This window comes from Paenibacillus sp. M-152 (genome assembly GCF_003856555.1).
Classification (GTDB): domain Bacteria; phylum Bacillota; class Bacilli; order Paenibacillales; family Paenibacillaceae; genus Paenibacillus; species Paenibacillus polymyxa_C.
Window position 1 is genome coordinate 5,649,779 of sequence record NZ_CP034141.1, and the last position, 21,543, is coordinate 5,671,321.

At 46.7% G+C, this 21,543-nt stretch carries 14 protein-coding genes; 6 read left to right on the forward strand and 8 right to left on the reverse strand.

All coding sequences use genetic code 11. The features are described 5' to 3' along the window. Window positions 1–38: 38 nt before the first annotated feature. Together EGM68_RS24800 and EGM68_RS24805 are read right to left on the reverse strand one after the other, a co-directional pair. Window positions 39–1,685 (reverse strand): response regulator transcription factor, encoded by a 1,647-nt coding sequence (locus tag EGM68_RS24800; protein ID WP_129550220.1) that lies wholly within the window; start codon window positions 1,683–1,685, stop codon window positions 39–41. Next, window positions 1,678–3,537: a sensor histidine kinase gene (locus tag EGM68_RS24805; RefSeq protein ID WP_025676621.1), complete on the reverse strand. Its 1,860-nt coding sequence runs from the start codon at window positions 3,535–3,537 to the stop codon at window positions 1,678–1,680. The genes EGM68_RS24800 and EGM68_RS24805 overlap by 8 nt, the downstream gene beginning before the upstream one ends. Window positions 3,538–3,659: 122 nt before the next feature. Here EGM68_RS24805 and EGM68_RS24810 point away from each other — a divergent pair, with 122 nt between their 5' ends. Together EGM68_RS24810 and EGM68_RS24815 are read left to right on the forward strand one after the other, a co-directional pair. After that, window positions 3,660–4,556: a carbohydrate ABC transporter permease gene (locus EGM68_RS24810; protein ID WP_013373700.1), complete on the forward strand. Its 897-nt coding sequence runs from the start codon at window positions 3,660–3,662 to the stop codon at window positions 4,554–4,556. Then, on the forward strand, window positions 4,556–5,386 hold the full coding sequence (locus EGM68_RS24815) for a carbohydrate ABC transporter permease (protein WP_039271872.1): 831 nt from the start codon (window positions 4,556–4,558) through the stop codon (window positions 5,384–5,386). The genes EGM68_RS24810 and EGM68_RS24815 overlap by 1 nt, the downstream gene beginning before the upstream one ends. Window positions 5,387–5,480: 94 nt before the next feature. Here EGM68_RS24815 and lepB read toward each other — a convergent pair whose 3' ends face one another. Then, a complete protein-coding gene (gene lepB, locus EGM68_RS24820) occupies window positions 5,481–6,101 on the reverse strand; it encodes a signal peptidase I (RefSeq protein WP_013373702.1) in 621 nt (206 codons plus the stop codon). Window positions 6,102–6,432: 331 nt separating this feature from the next. On the opposite strand from lepB, the gene EGM68_RS24825 reads away from it, so the two are divergent. From EGM68_RS24825 to EGM68_RS24835, 3 genes are all read left to right on the forward strand, one after another. Next, on the forward strand, window positions 6,433–7,782 hold the full coding sequence (locus tag EGM68_RS24825; RefSeq protein WP_013373703.1) for a right-handed parallel beta-helix repeat-containing protein: 1,350 nt from the start codon (window positions 6,433–6,435) through the stop codon (window positions 7,780–7,782). Between the two features lie 111 nt (window positions 7,783–7,893). Beyond that, window positions 7,894–9,426, forward strand: a complete 1,533-nt coding sequence (locus EGM68_RS24830; protein ID WP_013373704.1) for an MFS transporter — start codon at window positions 7,894–7,896, stop codon at window positions 9,424–9,426. Between the two features lie 49 nt (window positions 9,427–9,475). After that, a complete protein-coding gene (locus EGM68_RS24835) occupies window positions 9,476–10,603 on the forward strand; it encodes a glycoside hydrolase family 88/105 protein (RefSeq protein ID WP_013373705.1) in 1,128 nt (375 codons plus the stop codon). Between the two features lie 82 nt (window positions 10,604–10,685). Here the strand turns inward: EGM68_RS24835 and EGM68_RS24840 are convergent, their stop codons facing one another. The 4 genes from EGM68_RS24840 to EGM68_RS24855 all read right to left on the reverse strand — a co-directional run bounded on the left by EGM68_RS24840 (window position 10,686) and on the right by EGM68_RS24855 (window position 18,121). Then, window positions 10,686–11,633, reverse strand: a complete 948-nt coding sequence (locus EGM68_RS24840) for a polysaccharide deacetylase family protein (protein ID WP_013373706.1) — start codon at window positions 11,631–11,633, stop codon at window positions 10,686–10,688. A gap of 201 nt (window positions 11,634–11,834) precedes the next feature. Further along, the gene (locus EGM68_RS24845) at window positions 11,835–13,781 is read right to left on the reverse strand and encodes an acyltransferase family protein (protein WP_016324889.1); all 1,947 of its coding nucleotides are present in this window, start codon (window positions 13,779–13,781) and stop codon (window positions 11,835–11,837) included. Between the two features lie 275 nt (window positions 13,782–14,056). Continuing rightward, window positions 14,057–15,406 carry a sodium-dependent transporter gene (locus tag EGM68_RS24850; RefSeq protein WP_025675755.1) on the reverse strand — a complete coding sequence of 450 codons (1,350 nt, stop codon included), beginning with the start codon at window positions 15,404–15,406 and terminating at the stop codon, window positions 14,057–14,059. A 162-nt stretch (window positions 15,407–15,568) separates the two neighbouring features. Next, window positions 15,569–18,121, reverse strand: a complete 2,553-nt coding sequence (locus EGM68_RS24855) for a DUF2339 domain-containing protein (protein WP_129550221.1) — start codon at window positions 18,119–18,121, stop codon at window positions 15,569–15,571. A gap of 579 nt (window positions 18,122–18,700) precedes the next feature. Between EGM68_RS24855 and serS the strand changes: the two genes are divergently transcribed. Further along, window positions 18,701–19,990 carry a serine--tRNA ligase gene (gene serS / locus EGM68_RS24860; protein WP_129550222.1) on the forward strand — a complete coding sequence of 430 codons (1,290 nt, stop codon included), beginning with the start codon at window positions 18,701–18,703 and terminating at the stop codon, window positions 19,988–19,990. Window positions 19,991–20,098: 108 nt separating this feature from the next. Here the strand turns inward: serS and hmpA are convergent, their stop codons facing one another. Next, entirely contained in the window at window positions 20,099–21,328 is a 1,230-nt protein-coding gene (gene hmpA / locus EGM68_RS24865) for an NO-inducible flavohemoprotein (protein WP_013373712.1), read from the reverse strand. Window positions 21,329–21,543: the final 215 nt, after the last annotated feature.

Here is a 21,543-nt window from a genome sequence, read left to right on the forward strand (position 1 = left end):
AAGGCAGATTAGTGAAGCGTTAAGGGTAAAAAAGTGGTTTATTGCAGGCTCACGCGATACTCCGACGGTGACACCTGATAATAATTGCGAAAAGCCTTACTGAAATAGTTTTTATCCTTGTAACCGAGCATATCGGAAATTTCCTGAATTTTCAGACTGGAATCACCCAGCAGTTCCTTTGCCTTGTCCATTCTGACCTTCTGTACGTATTCGTGAATGCCGTAACCAAACTGCTGTTTGAACAATTTCATCAGATATTCCCGGCTCAAAAAATAGGTTTCGGCAAAAAATGAGATTTTGATATCTTCAAAATAGTAACGGTCGATATACCTTTTGATCTCTGTAATATCAAAGGGCTGGTTTCCCGCTTGTGCATGTTGGACCCCGGCAATGTAAAGCTCCAGCATGCGGTGTAATCTCTGACTATAGTCGGCAAAGCTCGTAAAATCAGCAGACAGATTGCCTTCAACCACGCGCCCCAGTTCTCCTAAGGTTTCCTCCTGATTAGACGCAGACACAGGCGTACCCAGCTCAATCGTTGCTTCTCTCAGTAAAAAATGGAACTCCCGCAGCAATCGGTCCGCATCCTGCAAACGGAAAACAGAGCCTGCTGCCAATTGCTTCAACAGATCGCTCAGTAGTACCTTTGCCCGGTTTGCTTGACCGGTCTGAGCATCCTTTTGGATCGACAACAGTCGATCCGTCCATGGCACTTCCTCTGACGCACCCACTTGCCGGGGCACCGTATGGAGAATAGATTCTCCTTCCAACTTCAACACATCCGTGCTGTGAATGAGCGTCTTGGCATCCCTATAAGCAGAAGCCAACTCCACCACGTCTGTACAGAGCTTGCCCACGCCGGCTACTACCACCATATTGAACAGCCCATGCAGGTTCGCAACCGCCTTCTGTGCCACCTGTGCCAGTAGGAGGGACATATGTTCTTGTTGTCCTGAGGCCAGGGTACAGATAGAAACGACCTCACGCTCTCTTCGCGGATGGGGGAAGCTAAAACAACGCAACCGTTCATCTGATGTCTGCGCTAATACATTCGTTACAGCAAAATCCATCAGATCGGCATCACCATGAAAACGTGTCCTGCGAATCTCATCCCTGTTCAGCAGCCGCAGCACGATCACGCCAAAGCGGTTCTCCTGCTGATCTGCTCCAATCAATGGCAGCAACGCGGTATTGGCCTGCTTTTTAAAGCTACCGTCCAAAATGGACATATAGAGCTTTTCTTTCAGCTTCGGTAGTGACATATTTAGCGTAATGCTCTGATTAATGAACTCGTCTTGGCTTTGCTTACGGCTTTCCAGAATGTCCACCGCCTTGCGCAGTGCCTGATTCAGATCCTGGCGGTTGATAGGTTTAAGCAGATAATCTACCACCCGCGATTGAATCGCTTGTCGTGTAAATTCAAAGTCGTTGTAGCCACTAATGACAATCGTCAGCAGATGGGGATACGCCTTCTCGATAACACGAAGAAATTCGATGCCATTCATCTCCGGCATTTTCATATCGACCATCACCACATCGATAGGGTGCTGACCCAGCAGCTCCATTCCCAACTTTCCATTCGTCGCCTCATAAATATGTTCGATACCCAGACGATCCCAGTCTCCAACAATACGAATGGCTTCGCGTAACGGTTCTTCATCGTCAATAATCAATACGTTATACATGGCTGACTCCTCCCCGGGGAATTTGCATTCTCATTTCTGTTCCTGTTTCATCCGTAAGTATGAATAACCCTGCCTGATCTCCATACAAAAGCTTCAACCGTGTGTTCAGATTTTTCAGGCCAATATGCTCGCTCTCCCGGTCTTCCCATTTTTCATCGAACGAATCCAGCACTACTTTCAGCTTGTCCTCTGAAATTCCAGGTCCGTTGTCCCTGACTGCAATTGTAGCGTCTGTAGCACCTGATTCGGCCGAAATGACGATCAGAATGTCGCTTGATACTTTTTCCAGCGCATGCTTGATAGAGTTTTCTACCAACGTCTGCACGGATAACCTCGGAATCGGCAGCTCCATCAGCGTGTCCTCCCATACCACTTCGACTCGAAGTCTCGCCCCGAATCTTGCCTTTTGCAGACCTATATACCGTTCAATATGCCTGAGCTCCTCGCGGGCAGCTACAATATCCTTGCCGTTGATGGAATAGCGCAGAGTTTGGGCCAATGCATCGACCATATCCGCCATGTCGAACATCTCCCGCTTTAATGCCTGTGTGGATATGGCTTGTAAGGCATTATACAGAAAATGGGGATTAATCTCAGCCTCCAGCGCCTTGAGTATGGCATTCTTTTCGACCAGCTTCATACGATAGCGCTCATTAATAAGTTCTTCGGTTCTTTGGACCATTTCGTTAAAATGCAGCGACAAATAGGCAATCTCATCGTGCCCCTTCACAGGAGCCCTTGCCTCAAAATCTCCGGTGCTGAACCGTTTCATCTGGGTAGATAGCTTATGTAAAGGTCGGGTAATCGCGTTCGAGGTCAATGTCACCAAAATAATAGACACACCTAAAAATAAAGCCCCGATGACATAACTCCAATTCCGTGTGGTCGTAGCGGCTTCATAAATTTGGCGGTATGGAATCGGCTTGATGAGCTGCCACCCGTCCTTTTGGCCTGCATCATAAACGACCAAATACTCCTGGTTGCTGTTGCTGTCTGACCACGTTACTTGTCCGCTTCCTCCCTCTCCGATCTGAGCCAATACTCCAGAATCACGCATTCGTTCATACAGCGGAAGACTGTTCACATAAAAGGGAACCCGTTCGGGGCTGATCAGCATCAGTTGGTCCCCTTTACCCAGTGGAATATTCCGCATGATTTCATCTACGGCGCTCGTGTTGTAATAAAAGGACAACACTGCCTGCGGGTGACGGGATGCAATCGATCTCAGCACTCGATGGTAAGCCATAAAGCTGGCTTGCGGCGCCACATAGCCCATATCAGAGCGGGATTCCACAAAGGATTGAAATGATTCGTTTGCAGTGCTGGCCATCGCCTCTTTATACCAGGGAAGCTTGGGAAGATCCGTGTTTATTCCTTTGCGTACCGTTATGTTATACGTCTCCCTAGTCACTACGTAGTATTGATGGCGGTCCGCCACATATAGATAGATCGCTTCCAGATCATTGCGGGAATAAAACATGTTGCGCAAGTAATTTTCAATGACCATTCGTGCAGCATAGTCCCGATTCTCATTAGCAATCGCGTTCATGATATCGTTATAGCGAAGCTGTGGCAGAGCCAGCTGCTGCATCCCCTCCAAGTAATCCTCCAAATTCTGATTGACCAGCAGCAGATTATTCGTCGTGCTGGCGATGCTATGGTTGACCGACTCCTTTTCAATCATCTGATAGGAAATAATCGTGAGTGAGCCCACCACCAGAATAATCACCGACGTAAAAAGCAGAATGAGCTTGTTCACTAATTTTTGCGTAATCCGCTTCCACATGGATCGAAGAATTGTCCCTACACGCCCTGACATCATGATAACCGCTCCTTTTGAAAGCGTACACATTTTTACCCACAACTGTTTTCTTAAATCCATTGGTCCGGCCCTAGGGGCTATCCTATACTTTCATTATATCTTAAACAGCTTGGAGCGAAAGACCGGAAAATGCTGAGAAAAAGAGGTGCGTTATGCTGAAAAAAAGGGGAACATGGGGCGACAAGGGCAGCAAGCTGGAATTTGGTTTATTCACATTGCCCGTAATCTTGTGCATTACAATTGCATTTTATATTCCGTTTTTGATGACGATACGCTATTCCCTGACCAAGTGGAACGGTATATCCAAACATCCGAAATTCGTGGGTCTAGATAACTTCAAGCAAATCCTGCTCGGAGACGCTAACTTTGCACATGCAGCCTGGTTTACAATCAAATACGCCATTTTGTACATTGTGCTGGTAAACGTGCTGGCCATTTTGCTGGCACTCGTCCTCGACATGAAGCTCAAAAGCTCGGCCTGGCTACGCGCGGCTTTCTTTATACCTTATATCCTCAGCCTCGTTATTGTCGGCTTTATATGGAAATTCATCTTTATGCAAGGCTTTGAGTCACTGGACCACAGTACAGGCTGGGGCATCTTCCAGCTCAGTTGGCTAGGCGAGGAAGGGCTCGCGTTTATTTCCATTTTGGCGGTATCCATCTGGCAATCCATTGGCTTTTACATGGTCATTTATATTGCAGGTTTGCAATCTGTACCTGAGGATCTAAAAGAGGCTGCCATCGTTGACGGAGCAGGGCCGATCCGGAGATTTTTCAGTATTATTTTGCCAATGCTCGCACCCTCGATTACGATCTCGGTCTTCATGGCACTGACCAACTCGATCAAGGTGTTTGACGTCATTTTATCTCTGACTGGCGGTGGACCAGGAGGTACGACATACAGCATTGCGTATGATATTTACCGAGATACGTTCCAGAACAATCTGTATGGCTACGGAACAGCCAAAGCCTTGATTTTATTCGTTGCAGTACTGATCATTACGATTATTCAATTGTCTATTTTCAAACGCAGGGAGGTTGAAGCCTGATGCAACGCAGCCGTACAGGACGTATTTTGCTGGAAGCGGGCATGATTGTATTATCGCTGTTATTTTTGTACCCGCTGTTTCTCGCCATTAACAATTCGTTCAAAAGCTTCGCTGAGGTCATGACCGACGTCATTGCGCTGCCCAAGCAGCTTTCGCTGGATAACTACGTATACGTATGGAAGTTCATTGACTATCCTCGTTTATTTCTGAATAACACGATTATCACCGTCGTCGGCCTGGCAGGTATCGTACTGATATCCTCCATCGCGGCCTACAAGCTGGCAAGAACCAAAAGCAAATGGAGCTCCGTGATTTACATGCTATGCATTATGCCGATGCTGATCCCGTTTCAGTCCATCATGCTCACTGTCCTGCGACTGGCAAAAGACTTGAATTTGGCAGACAGCACTTGGGGACTTGGCCTGCTATACTGGGGTTTCGGAGCCCCGCTGGCAGTGTTTATCTATCACGGCTTCGTGAAAGGCATTCCGGTCGAGATTGACGAAAGCGCCAAGATTGATGGAGCCTCAGGCTTTCGGCTTTTCTTTTCCGTCATCTTTCCTCTGCTGAAATCGGTCACCGCCACTATTGTTATTATCGACGTGATGTGGATATGGAACGATTTTCTACTTCCACTTCTCATGGTTAACGGCTCACCCAGCACCAAAACACTTACGCTGGCTGCCTATACCTTCGTTGGGCAATATACATCAGACTGGCAATATGCCATGACCGCGATGGTAATGGCTGTGCTGCCCTCCATTATCGTATTTATCTTTCTACAAAAATACATTGTTAAGGGCGTAGTGGCCGGGGCCGTCAAAGGTTGAGGCAATTACATCATTACAGATGACCCAAAGAGGACTTGCGTAAAGTTTACGCAAGTCCTCTTGTCTTCGTGATGTCCATGCCCGTACTCTGACATTATTTATGCTTAACCCATTGCGCGCTATCCATCGGCCAAAAAATCACATCCGCACGTCCAACAATGTCCTTGATGGAAACAAAACCAATAGCACGACTATCTCTACTATTATTGCGGTGGTCACCCATCACAAAAATATACCCCTCAGGAACCTTGGAATCGGTTATAGTTCCGTTTGGAAAGTCCACATTATTATATAATTCTCCCTTGGCGTGAGCATCTTGGATAGCTCCTTGAATGTATGGCTCCTCTACTTTCTTACCGTTCACATAAAGATGATCACCTTGATACTGAATGGTATCTCCAGCCACTCCAATAACACGCTTAATAAAGTCCTTTTGTTCCTTTTTTACATGGAATACAACAACCTCGCTTGCCTTGGGGTCACGAAAATCGTAAATCACCTTATTCACGACCACTCGTTCATCTGTTTTGAAATTCGGTTCCATGGATGCTCCCTCAACAATAAATGGCGCAAATAACAGCCAACGTATAATGAACACGAGCACAATGGCTGCAATAATTGCCTTAAGCCAATCGATCATCTCATTGTTCATTCGCGGTCGCTTTTCCTGCAATGGTTCGGAAGTTGAACTCGTCAAATGCTTCCCGCTCTCCATGCGCTAAACCCACCTTTTCTCCCAGTTTTCATTTCTATTATATGTATAATGTTTAAGTATAATCAAATTTTCCCAGCTTGGCAAAACCATATTTTTAGTTGAAACAAAAGTGTGAACTTTTTTTCACAATATCAAAAAAACAACAAAAAACTGTTGATGCAAACGTTAACATATATTACACTGTGCATATACTTCTTAGAGCGTTTTGGACTTATGATAGATCAATCTGTCCCCCAGGAGGTGTCCTGTTTTTTAATGGAAAGACAGCATGATCCACTTTTATATGTGCTATCTTCTTTTAAAATATGAGCTCAGATAAGGAGGAATTTACATGTTTAAACGGAATGATCGTTCAAAAAACGGCTTTAACGCTCTAAGACTCGGTGTTTCTTTTGTTCTTGCTTCTTCTTGCCTTATTGGAACCGCTTACGCAGATGTTCCATCCAACAACCTCCCCTCTACCACACTCACAGAGGAGGCCGTCAGTGCAACCGATTCAGCAGCTGCTTCCACCACGTTAGCGGCAGGTGATTTGTATGTAGCTCCTAATGGTAACGTGTCCAATCCAGGCACGATATCTAGTCCTACCACCCTCGAAGCAGCACTGACACAAATTGCTCCTGGTAAAACCATCTACCTGCGCGGTGGTAACTACGCCTACTCTTCAACGATTACAATTCAGCGTGGAAATAACGGCAGTAACGGCTCACTCAAGGGGTTAGTCGCTTACGGTAGCGAAAAGCCTGTACTTGATTTTTCTGCTCAGGCCTTTGGTTCAGCCAATCGGGGACTTCAGCTTAACGGAGACTTCTGGCTGGTCAAAGGTCTTGAAGTCAAAGGTGCCGGAGATAACGGTATCTATATCGGCGGCAGTAATAACCGAATTGAAAATGTGGAAACCCACCACAATCGGGACACCGGACTTCAACTCGGGCGTTATTCCCCTAACGCTTCCACCAGTGAGTGGCCTGCGAACAATTTGATCTTGAATTCCTACTCTCACGATAATGCCGATCCCGATAATGGTGAGGATGCCGATGGCTTCGCAGCCAAACTGACTGTAGGATCAGGCAATGTGTTCGATAACTGCTTGGCAGCGTACAACGTAGACGATGGCTGGGATCTGTACAGCAAAACGGAAACAGGCCCTATCGGTGCCGTAACCATTTTGAACAGTGTGGCCCATCACAACGGGCAAACCTCTGATGGAACGTCTACTGCGAACAGTGACGGCAACGGCTTTAAGCTGGGTGGAGACAAAATCAAAGTCAACCATATTGTAAAAAACAGTATTGCTTTCCAGAACAAAAAACACGGATTCACCTACAATAGCAACCCTGGCACAATTACTTTGACCAACAATACTTCATGGGACAATGGACAAAGCAATTTCGCCTTTGACAAGGGTGAACACGTGTTCATTAACAATCTCTCTTTTGAAGGAACAGCAAGTGATAAAACAAGTGGCACAGATCAAGATAACTCAAATGTTTGGTGGAAAAACAAAAAAACGACGAATGCCAAAGGTCTCGCAGCCAGTGCAGACGACTTTGTCAGTCTCGTGCCTTCCATCACTCGAGGCGCAGACGGTTCCATCCAGCTGGGTGATTTCCTTAAGCTGGCCAAAGGAAGCGATCTGATTGGCTCGGGTACTCCGAGCGGAAATATAGGGGCACGGTAAAAGCTCTACCTAATCAGGACGCCTGGCCCATCTACCAACCTAGACAATTCTGCATAATATAGCGACCGGTGATTGTCCTCATAACCAGACAAAATATGAGGTGAACAGATCATGGAACGAAAAATCACACTGAAACATACACTTGCCTATGGAAGCGGTAACATGCTGGGAAGTGGCGCACTTGCTATTAGCGGTGCATGGTTAATGTACTTTTATACAACCTTTTGCGGACTGTCTCCTGTTCAGGCCGCAGCCATTTTCTCTGTTGCCAGCATCATAGATGCGGTCAGCAATCCGATCATGGGCTTTATCAGCGATAACTTTCACCGAACCCGCTTAGGCCGTAAATTCGGCAGACGCCGTTTTTTCATCATGATGGGTATCCCGCTGATGCTCGTGTATCCGATGCTTTGGATAGATGGGCTGGGCTTCTGGTATTACCTGAGTACGTACGTGCTGTTTGAACTGGTGTACACCTCTGTCATGGTGCCGTATGAAGCACTAGCGTCTGAGATGACCCGAGACTTCGGCGCACGCTCCAGATTGACTGGATGGAAGGCCATGTTTGGTAAAATCGCCAATTTTGCTGCCGCTTTTATCCCTGGTCGCTTTATTGCTGCTTACGGCAAAGACTCTCCATTGCCTTTCTTGTATACCGGTCTCGTTTTTGCAGCAATTCTGCTGATTGCCATGGCTTTCTTGTACAAAAACTCCTGGGAACGTCCAAGTGAAGAACTGCAAAAGGAACTGGAAGGTGAAGCTCCGCTTTCCTTTATAGATTCCATGAAAAAGTTGTTTATCGACATTTCCTCCACTTTTCGGGTCAAGACGTTCCGTCATCATCTCGGGATGTACCTGGGCGGATTTTCAGCCGAGTGGCTGTTTACTTCAGCTTTTACGTACTTTATTGTTTTCTCCTTGTTCCAAAGCTCGGAGATGGTATCCAATCTGAACAGCTTTAACTCTGTCATTCAACTAATTTCTACCTATTTCTTCATCCAATTCTGTGTGCGTAAAGGGTTTCGTATGCCTTTCATCGCCGCACTCGTCGTCGTTTGCTTTAGCGTAGCAGGTTATGGCCTGCTCTATATGACGGGAGCCTCTAATACAATGATGTGGCTATATGTCATCACACTGTTCATGGGACTTGGTACGGGTGGCGTCTACTACATCCCTTGGAATCAATACACGTTCCTTGCCGATGTGGATGAAGCGTTAACTGGTCGTCGCCGTGAAGGTATTTATGCGGGTATGATGACTTTTGCCGGAAAAATGGTGCGGGCCGTTGTCGTTTTCATTCTCGGCTGGGTGTTACAGAACTTTGGCTTTGTATCCGGAGCTGAAAGTCAGCCAGTCTCTGCTCAGCACGCTATCTTTTATGTACTCGTGGTGGGTACGATCGTTCTCGCGATCATCGGGATGATTGCTTCTGTCGTAATGAAGCTGGATATTGACAGCCACAAGAAGCTAATCGCCGAGATTGACCGCCTCAAAAACGGCGGCTCGATGAAATCAGCCAAGCCAGAGGCTCGCAAAGTGTTCGAACAGCTGACAGGCTTCAGCTACGAGCGGTGCTGGGGCAACAACAATGTGGGCTTCAAGAGCAGACCCGTTGACCCTAAGACACACACTCCGTCTATGTAATCAGCAATAACAATTACAGATTAAACTTTACTGAAGAGGTGACTGTATCATGGCAAATTCAACTTCGCAACCAACAACCAATCCTACAAAAACAGAATCCTGGGCTGTACGTATGAGCGAATCCGTGCTTAAACGGAGTCCAGAACGTTATGAGAAATGGGAATATGACCATGGCGTGATTTACAGAGGTCTGGAATGGGTTGGCGAACTGACAGGTGATCCCAAGTATATGGAATATATAAAAAAACATATGGATCACTTTGTTGACGAAAATGGCGTGATTCAGCGCTATAAAGTAGATGAGTACAATATTGACCACGTAAATAACGGTAAGCTGCTCTTCACTCTGTATCGTGCCACAGGAGATGAACGCTATAAAAAGGCAGCCTTCCAATTACGCAGTCAGTTGGAAAAACATCCACGCACAAGCGAGGGCGCATTCTGGCATAAGCAAATTTATCCGTATCAAATTTGGCTTGACGGCTTGTACATGGGTGCCCCGTTCTATGCTGAATTTATTCGCGAATTCGGAGATCCATCAGAGTTTGACGATGTGACCCTGCAATTCAAGCTATGCTACAAGCATACGCGTGATCCTGAAACGGGTCTGCTCTATCACGCTTGGGATGAGAAGCTGGAGCAGCCTTGGTGCAACCCGGAAACAGGCTGTTCCAAAAATTTCTGGGGCCGCTCAATGGGCTGGTTTGTCATGGCACTCGTCGACGTGCTGGACTACATCCCAGAAGATCATGCAGATCGTCCCGTCTTGATCGATATGCTGAACGAAACACTGGAGGCCTTGCTGAAAGTGCGTGATAAGGAAAGCGGCGTCTTTTATCAGGTGCTCAATCTGGGCCATGTGAAAGGCAACTATCTGGAAGCATCTGCTTCCTGCATGATTCTATATGCTATTGCCAAAGGTGTTCGCAAAGGCTATCTGCCAGAGCATTATCGTCAAGAGGCGGAAATCATCCGTAAAGGTATTATTGATGAGTTTATCACGATTACTGAAGAAGGACTTGTGAATCTGAACAAAACAGTACAAGTAAGCGGTCTGGGAGGTAAGGATCGCCGGGATGGTACCTTCGCTTACTATATCAGTGAGCCGATTATAACTAACGATCCCAAAGGTATTGGCGCTTTCATTCAGGCGATGGGAGAAGCGGAGCGCATCTAAACGATGCGGACTATATACTCTTAGATAGCACAAAGGACGGTGGCGATCAGCCCCGTCCTTTCCTCATTTATGCCTATCTTACTTACTTCATAACCTTAAATTCATATCCCTGTTTCTTCAGATATTCTATGATTTGCGGCAATGCTTTGGCCGTTTCTTCTTTACCATAGGTGTCATGCATGAGTATGATTGCTTTTTCTCGACCTTTGACTGACCTTATAAACTGGTTGATTAGTGCCGGTGCTTTCTTGGATCTTCCCTCTGCATCCTTCGTTAATACATTCCAGTCCACCTGATGGTAATCCTTTTGACGCAAAACCTTATCCAGAGCAGCCATTCCCTGTGGATCTCTTCTGTTCCATGTCATGTGGCCCCCAGGGAAGCGGATCATTCTGGTGGAGAATTCTGGCCCCAGAATGCTTTTTAGAACCTGATTGTTCTTCTCGATCTCCTGCATAACATGATCCGTATTTACTCGTCTGTTCGGATATAAATATTTATAATTATGTGAGTACGTATGGTTTCCTATCGCGTGACCCTCTTTGACAATTCTTTTGATAAGGTTCCTGGTGTGCTCATTTTCATTGGCTTCTTTACCTACAATAAAAAAGGTTGCCTTGACCTTCTGCTTTTTCAGAATATCTAATATCTGAGGTGTGACCGTCACGGATGGTCCGTCATCAAAGGATAAGTAGGCCACTTTTTTACCATCAGCTCCATCGGGCATTTGCCCTAGCATTTGCTGATTTAAATATTTTTCGACAAAGGCACCGTCTTCTACATCGGGATCATTTTTTGGAGAGGCCGCTTTACCCTTTGCCCCTGCGCTGTCTTTAACATTTGATGAGCTGGAATCCGTTTTTTTAGCAAGCTCCTGGGTCGGCGCGTGTGGCTTGCTATCCGAAACCTTTATCGCAATAAAAGTAATACAGCCTGCCACAAATAATATAATAGCAATCAGTATCAGCCTTCTTCTGTTCCTCTTCAAGCGGTGCTCACTTGTTCTACTATGTGAATAACCCTTTTCCATTAGATTATGTACCTCCACACCAAAATAAGAAAAACCACCGGAGCAGGGTGAATGGGCACCTTACAACGAACATTGCAAAACTCTGAGGTTTAGCCAATGAAAGTTTAAGGGTGCACTTCAACCAGGGGACGCACAACCTACTCCCGGTGGTTTCTTATCTTGCATTTGCATAATTTATGAATATCATTGCGGCTCTGCTCATTAAGATTGCTTCGTTAGGGCCTCAGCCAGCAAAGATGCATAGGCTTTAGCGCCTTTAGGTTTTAAATGTACTCCATCATGCTCAAAATATGAGTTTTTACCAGAACTTGCTGCATACCAGTCAATCATTGTAATTCGCGGATCTTGGGATGCAGCTTCGGCTAGATGCTTGTTCACAATGCTCTCCCAGGGCCGTGGTACACGGGTATTCACAAGTATAATACGCTTCGTATCCTTCAGGCTGGCGAGCAGATCAGATAACTGGTCCTTGGTAAAAGCGCCGTTCGTACCCAGTTCAATAATCACCGTCTTACCCAGCTGTCCGTTTTGTCTCAGTTGCTCCAGTACAGCAGGCGCTTCCGTCATTTGACGGCCGATCCGTCCATCCACAACGGCCCCCGGGAAGTATTCCTCAATGTACGACTGTACATCGAGCATGACAGAGTCTCCAATGGCGGTCACGCTCGAACCATCGCCTGTCATAGACTTAGCCTGTTTGGATGTAGTCGAAGGTTCCGTCTTCGTCGTAACGCCATCCGCAGTACCAGCCTTGACTGTCGTGTTTTTAGGCGTCTGGGCTTGAGACGGAGCTTTACTGTCCTGGACTCCTTGTGGCTTGATGGCTGTAGGCTCCTTGGAAGCTACGGACACCGTTCCGTGAAGCGGCGGCATCGCCTTTGCCTTTGCAATTGGCTGCTCATCACTAGATGCTGCCTGCAACGTTGCGTCAGGAGATACCACGTACAGGTGAACTGTACCCACACCAATACCTATACAAAACATTGCTGTTGCGGTTGTAGAGATCCATCTCCACCGCACCTGTCGACGAACCGCTGAACGAATTCCTGCAATCCAGTGCCGGAATCCATCGTGCCGAATCGGTTCCTCGACATATTTAAACGAGAGAGACGCCAGCAGTATGGTAGCTAGCAATTGTATAACGATACGCATCACATGCACACCATCGGTGTCCACCTGAGGTGTAGTTAGCGTGATAACTGGAAAATGCCATAGATACAGTCCGTAGGAACGGGCGCCTATCCAGCGTAGCGGCTTGCGTCCAAGCAGGCGACCGAGATGGCTCACTGGGTGTGCCAACGCTGCGACCACAATAGCAGTGACCACAGCAATCCCCAGCAAGCCGCCGCGGTACAGAGATGGATCATATTCATTCGAGGCCCACGCCCAGTGGCATAGCAGCAGCAAGCTGATTGCACCGATGCCATCGAGAAGCAGGCGCGCCTTCGCAGAAGCATGCTCTTTCAGCTTGCCGCTTGGCCATACCAAGGCCAGCGCCGCACCAATCAGTAGAGCAAAGCCACGTGTATCCGTTCCATAATATACCCGGCTCGGATCGCTTCCCGGTACGTAAATCACGGCCATGAGGAGCGCGGATATTAACGCCAGACAAATCACCCATCCGGCCAGTACAATACGCTTGGGCATGTACTTTAGCCCAAGCGCCAGCAGTAAAGGCCACAGGATATAAAACTGCTCCTCCACCGCAAGCGACCACAGATGCCCAAGCGGAGAAGGAGGGCCGAAACTTTCAAAATACGAAACCTGATGGAAAATAAACCACCAATTGCTCATATACACCAATGCGGCAGGTACATCTCCGCGCAAGGCCGTAAGCCGTGACGGATCGAAAAGCAACGAGCACAGGACAATGACAGCCACAACCGTCAGCATGGCAGGCAGCAACCTTCTGGCACGACGCACCCAGAAATCTTTCATTTTAAAACTATGATATGTATCCCACTGACTGACTAGAATATCTGTAATCAGATACCCCGACAAAGTAAAAAAGACGCCTACACCCAACAAACCACCCGGCAACCAATCCGGATTCAGATGATACACAATGACTGCGATGACCGCCAGTGCTCTTAGTCCATCCAAACCTGGCATATAACGACGTTGTGACGACAACCGATTAGACTTCATTTCAGCAGCCGTCCTTCTTGCAAATTCGAACTCTCTGTCTGTTTCAATGCTCTTCTGCCCTTTCCCTCTCCTGCACATCGTCTGTGCGATGCCCTGTAGCCTTTTCATTCATTATATAAAACTTCATAATCGTAATGATTTCATTGAAGTTAAAATTAATGACAATGTTTTTATTATATCATTCCTTTCCACAGTTAGGTAACTGCTGATAGATATACAAAAAAAGGCATCTCTTCCCTTAGGAAGAAAATACCTTTTTTTAAAATTCGTATCTATTAAAATTTGATGATCCCTGAAGTATGAAGGAATACCAACAACATCAGGATCGGTGCAACATAGCGAAGGCCGAACAACCATACACGGAACCAGATAGGCTTGAGATTGGCATGCTCGCCAGCAGTTTTCCAGTAGTACCCTGTGAATATAACTATCAGTAAGCCACCGAGTGGCAAGAAGATGTTGGACGCTGTGAAGTCAACAAAGTCAAAGAAGGATTTGTCGCCCACCTTTAACTCTGGAACCAACCCCATAGACAATGCAGAAGGGACACCCAGCAACAGACACAGGATCGATACGATGACAACCGAGCGAACCCGGCCCCAACGGAACCGCTCCATAACATAAGCTACGGGTACCTCCAGCAGGGATACCATAGAGCCTAATGCTGCAACCGCCAGCAATACGAAGAACAAACCGCCGAAGAAAGCTCCGAAAGGCATGGCAGAGAATGCAGCCGGTAAAGCAATAAAGACCAAAGACGGTCCTTGGGCAGGGTTAATACCAAAGGAGAAGGTTGTAGGGAAAATGATCATACCTGCGATAAACGCATAAATTAAATCCCCGCCACCAACTGCCAGCATGGCTCCACCCAGCGATTGTCGACGATCCACATAAGCACCATATGTGACCATGATCCCCATCCCCAGTGAGAGGGAGAAGAAGGCATGTCCCAAAGCAACCAATGCAGACTCTATACTTAACTTAGAAAAATCAGGATTCAAAAAGAAGGATACACCCGCACCAGAACCTGGCAACATGAGAGCGTTAATCATCAGCACGAGCAACAGGATGACCTTAGCAGGAATCAAAATTTTATTGAACTTTTCAATTCCGTTCGATACCCCTAGGGTAACCACGACTGCTGTAAATGCAAAAACAATTAACAACCACACCAACGGTGCATAGCCGGAAGAAAATGAAGCGAACTGGCCAGCAAAATCATTATTAGAAAACAGACTTCCGCTAAATGCCTCTACAGCATAATGCAGTGTCCATCCTCCTACAATGGCATAGAACGACAAAATAACAAACGGCACGATAACAAACATAATGCTCATCTTGCCCCAAATTGGATGTCCGCCTACTTTCACCATTGCAGAGGCAGCACTTCCTCGACCTGCACGGCCAAGCGCAAGCTCTGCTAAAAGCACAGGCAAACCAACAAGCAACAAGCAGACAATAAACAACAAGAAAAATGCAGCTCCGCCATATTGTCCGGTAATATACGGAAATTTCCAGATGTTACCTAGTCCTGCCGCACTCCCGATCGCTGCCAAAATGAATCCAGCCGACGAGAAGCGTTCATTCTTATCAGACAGGTTATTCTTCCCCTTGCCCAAATTCATGGTATCCCCCTCATTCTCTCTACTTACGCATAAACTTGAGCATGCGTACATAAATAATTTTTTCTCATTATAGCGTAAGTAGGATGTAAGGTCATGCATAATTTTTCACTATTACCGGATTTATTTTCATAATGTTCGGTATCTACACAATACAACAAAAAACTACATTTTTTCTTCAGTATCCTTCTTAATAATGGTCTCTCCCATACGATTGGATACTTTTTGGTAAATATACGAAATGGCCAGCAATACAACCCCAAAAGAGAAATAGGCTACAATAGTACTTCCTGACGTTAACAAATGTAGATCGTACAAAAGCAGCTTACCTGTCGATAGCAGGGTCAAACCCAATCCAAATCGGCGGATGTAGACCACTCGTTTGAGGAAGCCGTATACAATATACAAAATAGCCAGCAGCAGATACACCAGACTGAACACAAGACCTGCGTCTCCCAGACGGAACTGAACTCCGAGAAAAGCGGTAATGATACCCAACAAATATACTCCCATAATGACCGGATACAGCCCATTACTTCTATACTGTCGAGTCATCAGTGCGTTTAGGAAGTCCCTGCTGCTGAAGAATACCAGTACATTAAAGGCTGCCAGTACAATTAACGCCACGTAATCAGCAGCCGTATTCTGCGCGTAATCCTCATGCAAGGTTGGAATCGCTACGGTAACCACCAATGCCAGCGCGTAGCCTATGATGTACAATGCCAAGCTATAGTATTTAATCACCCGATCGTACAACAGCCTCACTTTAGGCAGGAAATAAGCTAACACCAGGGATACGCAGGTGAACAACAATACCTTGTACAAGGTGTAATGTGCAAACTCATCGGATACGACGATGTTATACCAATGACCAGCTTCATACAAAAGATAGAGGTACACGTTCACCAAAGCTACATATTTAAATCCTTGCATGATATGCATTTCGTACAAGCGATTGTTTTTGAAAGCATTCGGACGGCTAAATTCAATCGCATAAAAGACAGTAACGATCAACATTCCCAATGTAATGAGCGTATATTTGAGCCCAAAATAATCCGTCTCAAAGCCTGATAACAGATATATAGGGAAATCGATGAAAAAGAATGCGCCCAGACACAGTCCTAGAATGCCCCAGCCTGCACGCTCTAATTCCTTCAAGCGATAGCGATGTCCATATAATGTGAGGAGCACTGCCTCGATTAACCAGCCCATGGACAACCATCTGACTCCAAACTGGAACGGAATCATGAGAATGGCAAAGGTCAATGATGTCGCATAAAATAGTATTTTGGTTTGTTTCTCCTCTGGAATATATCGACGAACCCATTGGCCCAAGCCCCCATACACCAAGCAAAAGACGAGTGCCAGCAATCCTTTGTAATCATCCAGGCCTGCATCACCGAACAGAGAATACAGAACGGAACAGCTCACGACTGTATTCAGAGCCAACAGGGAGAAATCCAGCCATGATAGTTTTGTTTTGAATCGGAACGGCACCCACAGTGTCATCCCGAGATACATTGCAAATGTAATGATTGCATACAGCATGCTGGCTATGGTGCTGTCTGATAACCACGTGAGTACAACCATTAATGGGGTATTGAGTAGAAAGCTGATATATTGCACGATGACCCACCGTTTGCGGAAGGATACGAGCAGGATCAACAGGTTCAGCAGGAATAGATAACCCATCGCAATATACACGGCGTTTCCTTCCAACCCGTTTGCAGCCATATAGGAAAACAACGGGAGATATCCTCCTACTAAACCGAAGGAACATATCGTTCGAGACTCATATCTTAATGACAACAGCACAGCGGTCACCGTAACTAGAACGGACAAGCCTATGCCTGTATACATTCCTATGATTTCTAGCAAAAAGTAGCTATAAAATATGGACCCGTACAGTACAGAAATACCGCCGCCCAAAATACCAAGAGCAAAGGTCTGCTTCTGCTTGCGATACAACCACTCGCCGCCGCCCAGCATTAGCGCTCCTAGCAAAAAGAAGGCAACGCCCTTCATATTTCCTGTAAACCAGTTTGAGTATGAGTATTTAAAAGCGGCTCCCACACCCAAGATAATGAGCAAAATCCCTAGCTTGTTAATCCAGTTCAATCCCAGCATCATTTCAAACTGATTCTGCTTCATACGCTTCTGCATCGTTTCTTCGCTGATCTCTTCTTCCCCGAGTTGATGGAGCTCGTGTGCCGTCTGATGAAGCAATTTGCGCTCTGCCTCCTGAAACCGCCTGCGTTGCTCCATGATCCGTTCACGAATCTCCTCTGAGAATAGTCTCAGTCTAGCGACGATCTCGTCCTGATCCTCTTTAAGCTCATGAGTGGTTTGCTGAATAAGCTGGTCCACCCGGTTTTTAGCCCCATACTCAATGGATGTCAGCCGATTTTCCCCTTCTGCGGTTCTGGAAGCAAAATAGGTCTCCAGCTTTTCCCGCGAAATGCGAATCATATTCGCCTTTTCGCTCAGCATTTGCTCTGTCAGCGCAGTACGCAGCTTTCCATTTTCCTGCTCAATATGTCGTACCCGCTCTTCCAAATGAATGCAGCGAGCCTGATAATCCTCGAACTTTTTTTGCAGCACCTCATTCTCCAGAATGATATCTGAAGCTTCGTAATCTGCAATTAATGTTTGATACTCCTTGAGCAGCTTATTCTGTTCTTGGCGGATCGTATGTAAACGATCTTTAAAATCCTCCATGTTCTCCTCCATCGCTGTTCGTTTTGGTAATCAATACATTTTACATGAAATTAAAATAGCATTATAGAGACTATAGCCCATTTTGGACGCTGAATTGAGGCTATTACTTAAATATTCTTCCAGTTTCATCATCGCAGATGAAGCAGAATAGATATACATAAGAAATAAAGCCTACCTTTCCTCTTCGCAAACATGAAATCCGAATTATTTACACTGTGTATTTATTTTTATTGGAAAGATCATGTTGAAAAACGGAAGTAATCCAATGTACAGACTCACGCCCTTGATTAACTTGCCAAAAATCCGTATACTAACAAAAAAGCAAACGACATTATGCCTATGAAGAGCATCCAACTCGGAGGCGTTTACGCCAAGGATTATACGTTAGTGTACGATATGGCGATATGTTCCTAAGTAAACCGGACCCGCCCGTTAAAGCGCAGCAAAGTGGATTGGAGAGTCATGACATCAGTCATGCTGTCCGGTCAATTTGGGTGGCACCGCGAGATCAAAGCGCTCCTCGTCCCATGTGGATGAGGGCGCTTTTTGTATTTTTATCCGAAGAAGGAGTGCGGTGTCATGTTGGATATCAAATGGATCAGAGAGCATCAAGAGCAAGTTCAGAGAGCAGCAGACGACAAAGGAATACAGGTATCGGTCGCAGAACTGTTAACCCTGGATGATCGGAGAAAGCAGTTGCTTCAGGAAGTAGAACAGCTTCGTCAGACACGCAATCAGTGCAGTCAGGATATTGGGGCACTGATTCATGCCGGAAAGAATGAACAGGCGGAACGGGCTAAGCGGCAGGTTAAAGAAATTAACGGACGACTAGATCTTATGGAAGTTCCGCAACAGGAAGTAGAGGAACAGTTTCAACAGCTTTTGCTTCTGATGCCTAATATCGTATCGCCAGATACGCCATGGGGAAGAACGGATGAAGATAATGTAGAATTGGAGCGGGTCGGGACGATACCCGAATTCGGATTTGAACCCAAGGATCACATGACGCTCGGCCAGCTTCACAACCTGATCGACGTGCATCGCGGTGTCAAAACAGCCGGTACCCGTAACTACTATCTGACGGGGGCTGGGGTGGCGTTGCACCGGGCTGTGCAGCAGCTTGCTGTTGATCTGCTAAGCGAACGAGGATTTCAGCTGCTGGACGTTCCATTAATGGTACGCTCCGAGGCAATGCGCAGCACTGGCTTTTTCCCGCTTGGATTGGATCAGACGTACCGTATCGCAGGGGAGGATCAATGGCTTGTAGGCACCTCGGAAGTTCCGCTGGTCTCGTATTACAGCGGAGAAATTGTGGACGTTACAGACCCGATTCGGCTGGCGGCGGTATCCGTATGCTTCCGCAACGAGGTCGGCTCGGCCGGAAGGGACGTTCACGGACTGTATCGTGTGCACCAGTTTGCCAAGGTGGAGCAGGTCATCATCTGTGAGGCGAGCTTGGACGCTTCAGAGCAGATGTTTCAGGAAATTACGCGTAATGCGGAAGATCTGCTTCAACTGTTGGAGCTGCCTTACCGCAAGATGGCTGTCTGTACAGGCGATATGTCGCAAAAAACCTACAAGCAGGTGGACATTGAGACATGGATGCCTAGTCGACAGGCTTACGGCGAAACACACTCGTCGTCCCAGCTGCTTGATTTTCAGGCGCGTCGTTCCAACATCCGGTACCGTAACTTGGACGGCAAGCTTCAATATTGTTACACACTCAACAATACAGCGGTCGCTTCGCCTCGGATCTTGATCCCGCTGCTAGAGCATCACCAACAAGAGGACGGTTCGATCCACATTCCAGAAGCTTTACGCCAGTATATGCCGCAGCATATGGATTTTTTGCGTGTGCCCACGTCATGAAAATATGGGCACACTCTGAAGAAGCGTAGAGACAAATGAGTAGGATTTCCTCACAGTAATAAACACAAAAAAGACGAAGGACAACGATCCTTCGTCTTTTTTAATGTCTCACTGCGCTTCTGCTTCCCATGCACTGGCAGGACCAAAAAATTCATAGTGGATATCCGATGCAGGGATATTCCACTCCTTCAACAGGCCGTATACCGATTGCATGAATCCCACAGGGCCGCAAAAGTAATATTGGGCATTACGTTCCGGTATTACGGATTGCAGCCAAGCCAGATCCAAACGTCCTTCCTTGTGAAAAGCCTGGGCTAGACGATCCTGCTCGGTTGGTCTGCTGTAGCACCACCGAACGGCCGCCTGTGCATGTGTGGCGACCAGCTTTTCCACCTCATTACGCAGAGCATGGTTATCTCCGTTGACCGCTGCGTGGACAAAGGTGACGGGCCGATCTGGAGCAGACTTCACCAAGGAAGCCAACATACTGACCATCGGGGTTAGCCCGACTCCACCGCTAATCAATACAACAGGTCTGCGATCTGTCTGATCCAGCGTAAAATCACCCGCAGGTGCAGACACCCGCAGCACATCGCCCTCCTGCACCTGCTCATGCAGATACACAGATACTTTACCCGCTGGGCGAGACCCGACGGCGTCCTCGCGTTTTACGGATATCCGGTAGTAAGGTTGGCCCGGTGCATCGGAAAGGCTATACTGACGGATGTGGGTGTTATGTTCACCCGGGATCTGCATCTGCAGACTGATATATTGCCCAGGCTCGAATGCAGGCAGCACCTGTCCATCCTGCGGCACCAGATAAAAGGACGTAATCTGGTCGCTTTCCTTAACCTTTTTCTGCACAACAAAGTTCTTGAAGTCTGACCAGCCTCCCTGCTGCTGTTCAGCGTTCTTGTACATTTCAGCTTCCACATCTATAAATACATTCGCAATCACACCATAGGCTTCGGCCCATGCGTTGATGATCTCATCTGTTGCTGCATCCCCTAGCACGTCCTTGATCGCAGCGAGCAGATATTTCCCGACGATAGGATAATGCTCTGGCTTAATCCCCAAACTACGATGCTTATGTGCAATCTGACGTACCACCGGAAGAATTTCCTCCAGACGGTCAATGTGCTGTGCAGCCGCATATACAGCATTGGCCAACGCACCTTGTTGACGTCCTTGCTTCTGATTCGCGTGATTAAATATATTGAGAAGCTCGGGATGGGCCTCGAACATCATCTGGTAAAAACGCTTGGTGATCGTAGTTCCGTGTACCTCCAAAACAGGTACAGTCGATTTAATCGTTGCAATGGTTTGCTCACTTAACATCGTAGTATCCCTCTTCTCTCCAAAATAAGATGAACAATAGTTGTTATTAACATAGTTCCCTTTTGTTAACCCTCAATTAAAGCAAGTATACCCACATAAAGCAATCGTTTATGTGATTCCAGTCACTTTAAATTTGAAATAATTCATGAACGTGTCAATGACAAAGCGCACAATCACAAACAATTCTGATATAAGTGACGAGCTTCCCTATATAC